The sequence below is a fragment of the Streptosporangium jomthongense genome, from assembly GCF_042650425.1.
GTDB lineage: Bacteria > Actinomycetota > Actinomycetes > Streptosporangiales > Streptosporangiaceae > Streptosporangium.
Genome location: NZ_JBHSBC010000032.1, coordinates 140,134 through 149,700, shown reverse-complemented (window position 1 = coordinate 149,700; position 9,567 = coordinate 140,134). Strand labels below are relative to the sequence as shown.

At 71.5% G+C, this 9,567-nt stretch carries 12 protein-coding genes; 10 read left to right on the top strand and 2 right to left on the bottom strand.

Annotation, left to right across the window (positions count from 1 at the left end; translation table 11 throughout):
- From ACFOYY_RS26280 to ACFOYY_RS26265, 4 genes are all read left to right on the top strand, one after another.
- Positions 1–690, top strand: a 690-nt coding sequence (locus tag ACFOYY_RS26280) for an MFS transporter (RefSeq protein ID WP_386192977.1), incomplete at its 5' end; no start/stop codon positions are given.
- A 76-nt stretch (positions 691–766) separates the two neighbouring features.
- Positions 767–2,119 (top strand): hypothetical protein, encoded by a 1,353-nt coding sequence (locus tag ACFOYY_RS26275; RefSeq protein WP_386192974.1) that lies wholly within the window; start codon positions 767–769, stop codon positions 2,117–2,119.
- Between the two features lie 252 nt (positions 2,120–2,371).
- Positions 2,372–4,123, top strand: coding sequence for a DEAD/DEAH box helicase (locus ACFOYY_RS26270; RefSeq protein WP_352009611.1), 1,752 nt, complete (start codon positions 2,372–2,374; stop codon positions 4,121–4,123).
- Positions 4,124–4,257: 134 nt separating this feature from the next.
- Positions 4,258–4,530, top strand: a complete 273-nt coding sequence (locus tag ACFOYY_RS26265; RefSeq protein WP_352009610.1) for a hypothetical protein — start codon at positions 4,258–4,260, stop codon at positions 4,528–4,530.
- Positions 4,531–4,601: 71 nt separating this feature from the next.
- On the opposite strand, the gene ACFOYY_RS26260 is transcribed toward ACFOYY_RS26265, so the two are convergent.
- A complete protein-coding gene (locus tag ACFOYY_RS26260) occupies positions 4,602–5,174 on the bottom strand; it encodes an isochorismatase family protein (RefSeq protein WP_352009609.1) in 573 nt (190 codons plus the stop codon).
- A gap of 53 nt (positions 5,175–5,227) precedes the next feature.
- Complete coding sequence (locus tag ACFOYY_RS26255) at positions 5,228–6,508, bottom strand: nicotinate phosphoribosyltransferase (RefSeq protein WP_386194058.1); 1,281 nt, start codon at positions 6,506–6,508, stop codon at positions 5,228–5,230.
- 70 nt (positions 6,509–6,578) lie between these two features.
- Between ACFOYY_RS26255 and clpS the strand changes: the two genes are divergently transcribed.
- The 6 genes from clpS to ACFOYY_RS26225 all read left to right on the top strand — a co-directional run bounded on the left by clpS (position 6,579) and on the right by ACFOYY_RS26225 (position 9,524).
- Positions 6,579–6,848, top strand: a complete 270-nt coding sequence (gene clpS / locus ACFOYY_RS26250; protein ID WP_386192970.1) for an ATP-dependent Clp protease adapter ClpS — start codon at positions 6,579–6,581, stop codon at positions 6,846–6,848.
- A gap of 110 nt (positions 6,849–6,958) precedes the next feature.
- Positions 6,959–7,483 (top strand): DUF2017 domain-containing protein, encoded by a 525-nt coding sequence (locus ACFOYY_RS26245; RefSeq protein ID WP_352009607.1) that lies wholly within the window; start codon positions 6,959–6,961, stop codon positions 7,481–7,483.
- Between the two features lie 9 nt (positions 7,484–7,492).
- Positions 7,493–7,909 (top strand): Mov34/MPN/PAD-1 family protein, encoded by a 417-nt coding sequence (locus ACFOYY_RS26240; protein WP_386192967.1) that lies wholly within the window; start codon positions 7,493–7,495, stop codon positions 7,907–7,909.
- Between the two features lie 61 nt (positions 7,910–7,970).
- A complete protein-coding gene (locus tag ACFOYY_RS26235) occupies positions 7,971–8,108 on the top strand; it encodes a hypothetical protein (RefSeq protein ID WP_352009605.1) in 138 nt (45 codons plus the stop codon).
- A gap of 106 nt (positions 8,109–8,214) precedes the next feature.
- Positions 8,215–8,493, top strand: coding sequence for a MoaD/ThiS family protein (locus tag ACFOYY_RS26230; protein ID WP_352009604.1), 279 nt, complete (start codon positions 8,215–8,217; stop codon positions 8,491–8,493).
- Between the two features lie 83 nt (positions 8,494–8,576).
- Positions 8,577–9,524: a PLP-dependent cysteine synthase family protein gene (locus tag ACFOYY_RS26225; protein ID WP_352009603.1), complete on the top strand. Its 948-nt coding sequence runs from the start codon at positions 8,577–8,579 to the stop codon at positions 9,522–9,524.
- Positions 9,525–9,567 lie beyond the last annotated feature (43 nt).

Below are 9,567 nucleotides of genomic sequence, written 5' to 3'. Positions count from 1 at the left end.
TACGGCGTCGACCTCCTGCACCTGAACCCGGGGGTCGGCTGGTCCGCCACCCTGGCCGGTCTGGCGCTGCTGGCCGCGGGCCTGCCCAGGCTGCTGCCGCGCCGGGCGCTCATGTTCGGCCGGGGCCTGTCGACCACGGTGATGATGCGCGGTGTGCTCTCCGCCTCCTTCTTCGGGATCAACTCCTTCATCCCGCTGCTGCTCACCCAGGTGCGCGGCTTCTCGGTGATCGAGGGCGGAGTGGCGCTCACCATCGGCGCGCTCGGCTGGACGACCGGCTCCTACCTGCAGTCCAGGCGCGAGTTCGACCGCCCCCGCCTGGTACGGCTCGGCGCGGCCTCGGTCACCTCCGGCGTCCTGCTCACCCTGCTCGCGCTGGTGCCCGGGGTGACCGGCTGGATCACCGTGCCCGCCTGGGTGCTCGCCGGGTTCGGCATGGGCATCGCCATGACCAGCGTCAACGTCACCGCCATGCGCCAGTCTCCCGACGCCGAGCAGGGCGCGAACTCCGCCGCCCTCCAGGTCGTCGACACCCTCGGCAGCGCCCTGACGATCGGCTTCGGCGGAGTGCTGATCAACGTGATCGGCCACGACGACATCGCCACCGGCTACACCACGATCGCCGTCCTGATGGCGGCGGTCGGGCTGCTGGGGGTGGCCGTCGCGGGCCGCATGCGGGAAGCCGCCTGAGCCGGTCGTTTTCCCGCTGACGACGATCATCTATAGCCGGACCGGGTAAGGACGGGCATGGTAGGACGGTAGAACCGTGACCACCGGGAAGGCAGACGTCGTGGACGAACGACCTCGCCAGGCGTGGCCGCCGGAGCGCCCCGAGGGGGAGGACGCCTCCGGCGCGTCCCGCGTGCCACAGGACACGCCGCGTCGCACGCGTCGTGGAAGCGCTCCCTACGCGGCCCAGGAGACCCGGGCTCACGCCGCCCCCACCTTTGAGCCCCCCGCCGAGCCGCACGAGCCCGACGTCTCACAGGAGGCACGTGACGGCCGGGACGAGGGCCACCTGGTGTGGTCACCGGTGGCGGAGACGGGCGGAACGCCGGGGGAGTCCGGGGTGTCGGGGGCGCCGGGGGCATGGCCACCGGACAGGCGTCCGCGTCCCGCCCAGCACCGGGCCTCGCTCTGGGACCGGGACGAGGCGGAGCCCCCAGAGGCGCCGAGACCGGCCGAGACCCCGGAGACGGCGGACAGCGAGACGGCGGACAGCGAGACGGTGCCCACGCCGGTGCTCGCGCCGGTCGACGGCGGACGTGGCGGCTGGGTGTCCGAGGAGACCGACGACGGAGACCTGCGGGGATGGACCTCGGAGGAGTTCCGGGGGCGGACCGCCGGGCCCTGGGCGTTCTGGAGGCGTGGACGTGCCCGGCGCCTGGGCAGGGCACGGCGGGAGGGGGAGGGGATCTGGCCGGAGGAGTCGGTCTGGGAGACCCACCGGCCCTGGCCGCTCAACGACGACGACTCCCCCCAGGACGAGCTGCCGCCCTCGGCCCGCTGGTACGGCTCACCCGTGGCGCCTCCCCCCAGCAGGGCGGGGCGGCTGCGGCGCCTGCTCCTCGGGACGGTGGCGGCGGCGGCCGGTCTCGCGGTCGGCTTCGCCGTCGCCGTGCTGCTCCCCCCGCTGCTGCTGTGGCAGGCCCCCTCGGACGCCCAGGCCGCCACCAGGCCCGCCGTGGTGAGCGACCCCGTCACGGGTGTGACGTACCCGTTGCCCGCGGGCTGGCGGGTCGGCGCGGTGCCGCCGGTCACCGGGTTCACCTCCATCGCGGGCGGCGACGGCGCGGTGACGGTCATGACCGGGCCCGCCGAGCCGGGAGACGACCCCGCCAAGACCGCGGCCGGTCTGGCCGACCTGTACGGCAGGCTGCTGCTCCACGGCGACGAGGTCAAGGTCGTCGACGACCGGGCGGTCACCGTGAACGGGCGGACCGGACGGAGCCGTTCCCTGCGCGCGGAGTACCACGACGTCGTCAACCGGCCCGCCTACCTCAGGCTGGTCCTGCTCACCGGGAAGGGCGGCGAACCGGTCGTCGTGGTCGGTGTCGCCCAGCCCGACGATCCCGCCCTGCGCGGTGCGATCGACAAGGTGATCTCCGGGCTCCGTTAGCCCCTACTCCGGCCCGCAAGGGCCCCCACGGGCCTCGGGTGTTCCCCCGGGGTCCCAGGGGGGCGTCAGGGCGTGACGGCGGGTGGGGGAGCGGGCGTCGGCGCCGGTGAGGGCCTGGTGGCGGGCGGCGGGCGGCGGCCGTGGGGCGGGCCGTACCCGGATGGGAGGGGCCCTAGCACGCGGGGGCGTTATCGGCGAGGATCTCGCCCGATCGGCACGCCTGACGGTTGCGGCGATTACTCTGATGACACTGTGAGCACCTTCGCCGCCTCCCACCTGTCCCCCTCGTTTCCGGACCGTGCCGCCTGGGGCACCGCGCCGAAGCTGCGCGCGTGGCAGCAGGAGGCGCTTGACCTGTACCTCAGGCGTGAGCCGCGCGACTTCCTCGCGGTCGCCACGCCCGGCGCGGGCAAGACGACCTTCGCGCTGCGCATCGCCAGTGAGCTGCTGTCGCGCGGGCTCATCCGGGCTGTGACGATCGTCACACCCACCGAGCATCTCAAGCAACAGTGGGCCGACGCCGCCTCCAGGGTCGGCATCGCCATCGACCCGGAGTTCAAGAACAGCCAGGGCGCGACCTCACGCGACTACGTCGGGGTCGCCGTCACCTACGCCCAGATCTCGATGCACCCGGCGCTGCACCGCGCCAGGACCGAGGCGCGCAAGACCCTGGTCATCTTCGACGAGATCCACCACGCGGGTGACGCGAAGTCCTGGGGCGACGGGGTGCGCGAGGCGTTCGAGCCCGCGACCCGGCGCCTGGCCCTGACGGGCACGCCGTTCAGGTCCGACGTCAACCCGATCCCGTTCGTCACCTACGCCGAGGACGGCGAGGGCGTACGGCGCAGCGTCTCCGACTACTCATACGGCTACGGGCCGGCCCTGGCCGACGGCGTCGTCCGGCCGGTGATCTTCCTTGCCTACGCGGGGGAGATGCGCTGGCGGACCCGCGCGGGCGACGAGATCGCCGCGACGCTGGGCACGCCGCTCACCAAGGACCAGCTCGGCCAGGCCTGGAAGGCCGCCCTCGACCCCAAGGGCGACTGGATCCGGCAGGTGCTGCACGCCGCCGACCGGCGGCTGACCGAGGTGCGCAGGGGCGTCCCCGACGCCGGAGGCCTGGTCATCGCCACCGACCACGAGACGGCCCGCGCCTACGCCAGGCACATCCGCACGATCACCGGGGAGGGCGCCACGGTCGTGCTCTCCGACGACCCCGACGCGTCCAAGAAGATCAAGCAGTTCTCGGCCTCACAGGACCGCTGGCTGGTCGCGGTCCGGATGGTCTCCGAAGGCGTCGACATCCCGCGCCTGGCGGTCGGGGTCTACGCCACGAGCACCTCGACCCCGCTGTTCTTCGCCCAGGCCGTCGGCCGTTTCGTGCGGGCGCGCAAGCGCGGGGAGACGGCCTCGGTCTTCCTGCCCTCGGTGCCGACCCTGATGGGCCTGGCCGGGGAGATGGAGGCCGAGCGCGACCACGTGCTCGACCGCAAGCCGCCGGAGGACGGCCTGGACGACTTCCTGCTCGACGACGCCCAGCGCAAGAAGGACAACCCTGACGTCGTCGGTGACGAGCTGCCCTTCGAGACGCTTGAGGCGGTCGCCACCTTCGACCGGGTCCTGTTCGACGGCGGCGAGTTCGGCACCGGCGCCGAGCCGGGCTCCCCCGAGGAGGAGGACTTCATCGGACTGCCCGGCCTGCTGGAGCCCGACCAGGTGCGCACGCTGCTGAGCAAACGGCAGTCCGACCAGCTGAAGGCCAAGCGCGCCGCCCCCGAGCCCAAGGAGACGCAGGTCGCCCCGCACGAGCTCATCGCCAACCTGCGCCGCGAGCTCAACACCCTGGTCGGGGCCTGGAACCACCGCACCGGCCAGCCCCACGGCGTCATCCACGCCGAGCTGCGCCGGGCCTGCGGCGGCCCGGCTATCGCCCAGGCGACCGCCGAACAGGTCCAAGAGCGGATCGACAAGATCCGCCAGTGGGCCGTCCAGCGCTCGCGCTGACCGGCGCCCGGCAGGGCCCGGACGCCCTCCGCGGCACTTTCCGTGACGCCTTCCGCGACGTCTCCTTTGATGTCTCCCGTGCCGTTTTCCGTGCCGTTTTCCGTGCGGGCCGCGCAGGCTCAGGGGACGCCTCCGTGGGCGTCGGGGACGCCGAGGGGCGGGGCGTGGCCGAGGAGACGGCAGCGGGCTGTTCGAGCGGGATCGTCGGCCTGGTCAGCGTGGGACCGCTGATCCAGAACGTGGTCGCCTCAAGGCCGACCAGCGCGAAAGCGCCTCCGACCCGGGCCGAGCCGCGGCCCCGCATCACCAGCCACAGGCCGAGCGGAGCCAGGACCAGCCACGAGATGCCGAGCAGGAGCATGTGGGATCACCACCGGAGGTCATGGGATACGACTCTCCGTAACTAGCTCCTGCCGTGCCGGGCGGCGGCGGCCTTTGACCTTTGATGACCCGCCTGTGGCCGCATACGGGAGGCCGGTCAGGAACGGAGCACCGGCTCGCCGGTGAGAACGGCCCCCGCGGCCCTGAGCTGGTCGAGTGCCGCCTCGGTCGTCCCCCTGGCGACCCCCGCCGTCAGGTCGAGCAGCACCCGTACGGCCAGCCCCTCGCGGACCGCGTCCAGGGCGGTGGCGCGCACACAGTGGTCGGTGGCGATGCCCACGACGTCGACCGTGTCCACCCGGCGGGCCGCCAGCCACTCGGCCAGGCTCGTGCCGTCCGGGGCGCTGCCCTCGAAACCGCTGTAGGCGGCGGCGTCGGCGCCCTTGCTGAAGACCTCCTCGACCCCGGCGGTGTCGAAGGCGGGGTGGAACAGCGCGCCGTGGCTCCCGGCCACGCAGTGGGCGGGCCAGGAGTCCACGTAGTCGGGGGAGGCGGAGAAGTGGTCGCCGGGATCGACGTGGAAGTCACGGGTGGCCACGACGTGGTCGTAGCCGTGCGAGGCGGCGTGCCTGGAGATGGCGGCGGCGACCTCGGCGCCACCGCCGACCGCGAGACTGCCCCCCTCGCAGAAGTCGTTCTGGACGTCGACGACGATCAGCGCTGTTGCCATGGGGCCAGTCAAACACGTCCGAGGCCGTGTCCGGCAGCCGGGTTCGCCCGTCCTCACTCGTCGAAGACGGTGGGGACGGCCTCGTAGCCCCTGGCCAGCTGACGGGCCGTGGCGGGCAGTTCGGCGACGGCCAGCCGGTGCCGCTCACGGGCGGCCTCCAGCGGCTCGCCGCCCACGATCTCCCCGCCGCGCACCAGCTCCACCTGGAGCGGGCGACTGCCGGCGGGCCGCTCGCCGGAGACGGTGACCAGCTCGGCGTCGGCCGTACCCGACTCGTCCAGCCTTCTGAAGGCGTGCTTGCGACCGCCCCGGCTCGGCTTGCCCACCGACCGCTTGGCCACCGGGCGCATCACCCCCTCCTCGTCCTGCCTGGCGACGAGCTTGTAGACCAGCGCCGCGGTCGGCGCCCCGGAACCGGTGACCAGCGAGGTGCCGACGCCGTAGCCGTCGACGGGGGCGGCGGCGAGCGCGGCGATGGTGTACTCGTCCAGGTCACTGGTGACGATGATCCGGGTCTTGTGGGCGCCCAGCTCGTCGAGCTGGGCGCGGACCGCGTAGGCGACCTCGGCCAGGTCACCGGAGTCGAGCCTGACCGCCCCCAGGTCGGGTCCCGCGAGCTCGACGCCGGTCCGTACGGCCTCCGCCACGTCGTAGGTGTCGACCAGCAGCGTGGTCCCGGCGCCGAGGGAGTCGATCTGGGCCCGGAAGGCCGCCTTCTCCGAGTCGTGGAGCAACGTGAAGGCGTGGGCGGCCGTCCCGGCGGTCGGCACGCCGTACAGGTGGCCCGCCATCAGGTTGGAGGAGGAGGCGAACCCGCACAGGTAGGCGGTCCGCGCGGCGGCCACGGCGGCCATCTCGTGGGTGCGCCGCGAACCCATCTCGATGATCGGCCTCGGCCCGGCGGCGTGGACCATGCGGGAGGCCGCGGCCGCGATGGCGCAGTCGTGGTTGAGGATGGACAGGACCACGGTCTCCAGCAGCACGGCCTCGGCGAAGGTGCCCTCGACGGTCAGGATGGGGGAGCCGGGGAAGTAGCAGTCTCCCTCGCGGTAGCCGTACACGTCGCCGGAGAAGCGGTAGCCGGACAGGAACTCCAGCGTGGGCTCGTCGACCACCCGGTTCTCCCGCAGGAAGGCCAGTTCACGCTCGCCGAACCGGAAGTCGCGCAGCGCGTCGAGCAGGCGCCCGGTGCCCGCCACCACCCCGTAGCGCCGTCCCTCGGGCAGATGCCTGGCGAACACCTCGAACGTCGCCCGCCGGGAGGCGACCCCGTCGCGCAACGCCGCCTGCAGCATCGTCAGCTCGTAGTGGTCGGTCAGCAGCGCGCTGCTCATGCTCGTACTCACGAGTCGAAGACTAAGCCCGAGGTAGGGCAGACTGGGGTACGTGGGTAGCACTGCTCCAATGGAGGTCGAGCGTCCGTCGATCGACGTGCGGCCCGATCGGCCGTGGTTGACGATCGTCTGGAACGACCCGGTCAACCTGATGTCATATGTCACCTATGTCTTCCAATCCGTCTTCGGATACTCGAAGGAGAAGGCGGAGAAACTGATGCTGGACGTGCATCACAAGGGCAGGGCCGTGGTGTCGAGCGGCACGCGCGAGGAGATGGAACGCGACGTGCAGATCATGCACTCCTACGGGCTGTGGGCCACGCTGCAGCAGGACTCGTGAGTGCGGCCCGCCCGACGCGGCGGTGACATCAGACGGTGACATCAGAAGGTGACATCAGAGGGCGCCGTGGCGTGTGAGGCGTGCGGACGAACGAAAGTGGTGAGCGAACGGTGAGTTCGGGATTCAGCCGTGGCCGTGAGGGCGGCGTCGTCACGAACTTCGACGACGCCGAGGTCTCCATCCTGAGATCGCTGGCCTCCCACACGCTGGACCTGGTCGAACCGGGTGAGACGGGGGACGACCCGCTGGAGCGCGCGCTGGGCATCGGACCCGCGGAGAAGCCCGACGACCCGGTGCTCGCCAGGCTCTTCCCCTCCGCCTACGAGGACGCCGAACAGTCGGCCGACTTCCGCCGCTACACCGAGACCACCCTGCGCGAGGGCAAGCGGGCCGACGCGCAGACCATGCTCGACGGCCTGGAGACCGGTCACGCCGAGCTCACCCTGGAGCAGGCGCGGGCCTGGATGCGCGCCCTGAACGACGTCCGGCTGGTCCTCGGCACCCGGCTTGAGGTGACCGAGGAGGCCCACAACGAGCTGGCGGGGATGAGCGAGGACGACCCCCGCTATCCGGTCCTCGTCCTGTACGACTGGCTGACCTACCTCCAGGAGACCCTGGTTCACGCCCTTTGGTAACTTCCAGGCATGCTCACCATCTCCCGGGAACTGGTTGACAGGATCATCGCGCACGCACGGGCCGACCACCCGGACGAGGCCTGCGGCGTGATCGCCGGACGGATCGGCTCCGACTCCCCGCAGCGGTTCGTCGCGATGGTCAACGCCGAACGGTCGCCGACCTTCTACCGCTTCGACTCGCTGGAGCAGCTGCGCGTCTGGCGCGAGATGGACGACCTCGACGAGGAGCCGGTGGTCGTCTACCACTCCCACACCTCGACGGAGGCCTACCCCTCACGCACCGACATCAGCTACGCCTCGGAGCCCAACGCCCACTACGTGCTGGTCTCCACCCGCGAGGAACTGGGCGAGGAGGTCGAGTTCCGGTCCTACCGCATCCTCGACGGCGTGGTGACCGAGGAAGAGGTCAAGATCGTCCCAGCGTGACGGCCGTCTCGGGGGTGACACGGCAATGGGGGAGGAAAACCCGTTGGGTAGACTGGCGGTCATGATGACCGCCGACCCGAGCCAGGAGGACGTCGTGCTCTCACGTCCCGATGCGTGGGCCGGGAACGCGGGCCTCGCGCCCGTGCAGAACTTCCTGTTCGCGCACACCCCCTCCGTCGTCGTCTACGACTGTCGCTGATGACAGCTCCGGACCTCACTCCGGAATCCCCCCGTGCCCACCGGTGTTCCGAACCGGTGGACGCCTCCCCGACGACAGCACGACGACACAAGGAGACTGACCCGCGATGGCCATCGAGGTTCGCATTCCCACCATCCTGCGCACCTTCACCGAGGGTGCCAAGGCTGTCGACGCCAAGGGCGCGACGCTGGAGGAGCTGATCGGCGACCTGGACTCCCGGCACCCCGGGCTGAAGGACCGTCTGGTCGACAAGGGCGCGCTGCGCCGTTTCGTGAACGTCTACCTCAACGACGAGGACGTCCGCTTCCTGGGCGGCCTGGAGACCCCCGTCGCCGACGGCGACACGGTCACCGTCCTTCCGGCCGTGGCCGGCGGCTCCCGCTAGCGAGACATATGGGCCACCACCGGTTCGGTGGTGGCCCACGCCGATGTTTCTGGTTTGTTAACACGAGGCGGAAGCCCTACACCATGCGCTTTGACTCACTGATCGACTCGGTAGGTCGTACCCCCCTGGTCGGCCTGCCCCGACTCTCCCCCTCACAGGACGTGCGGATCTGGGCCAAGCTCGAAGACCGCAACCCGACGGGCTCGATCAAGGACCGCCCGGCGCTGTGGATGATCGAGCAGGCCGAGAAGGACGGGCTGCTGCGGCCCGGCTGCACGATCCTCGAACCCACCAGCGGCAACACGGGCATCTCACTGGCGATGTCCGCCCGGCTCAAGGGCTACCGGCTGATCTGCGTGATGCCGGAGAACACCTCGGAGGAGCGCCGTCAGCTGCTGCGGATGTGGGGAGCGGAGATCGTCTCCTCCCCGGCGGCCGGTGGCTCGAACGAGGCCGTACGGGTCGCCAAGGGCATGGCGGCGGAGAACCCCGACTGGGTGATGCTCTACCAGTACGGAAACCCGGCCAACTGGCGTTCGCACTACGAGACGACGGGGCCGGAGATCCTGGAGGACCTGCCGTCCGTCACCCACTTCGTCGCGGGCCTGGGCACGACCGGCACCCTGATGGGCGTCGGCCGCTTCCTGCGTGAGCGCGTCCCCGGCGTGCGGATCGTGGCCGCCGAGCCGCGCTACGGCGAGCTGGTGTACGGCCTGCGCAACGTGGACGAGGGCTTCATCCCCGAGCTCTACGACCCCGACGTCCTGACCACCCGTTTCTCCGTCTCCTCGGGAGACGCGCTGCGGCGGACCAGGGAGCTGCTGTCCACCGAGGGCATCTTCGCGGGTGTCTCGACCGGTGCCGCCCTGCACGGGGCGCTCGGCATGGCGGCCAAGGCCCTCAAGGAGGGCGAGCGCGCCGACATCGTGTTCGTGGTGGCCGACGGCGGCTGGAAGTACCTGTCGACCGGCGCCTACGAGGGCACCCTGGACGAGGCCGAGGAACGCCTCGAAGGCCAGCTCTGGGCCTGATTTCTCCCCGTGGCCCCCGGGAGGCCGTGAGAAGGCCTTCCGG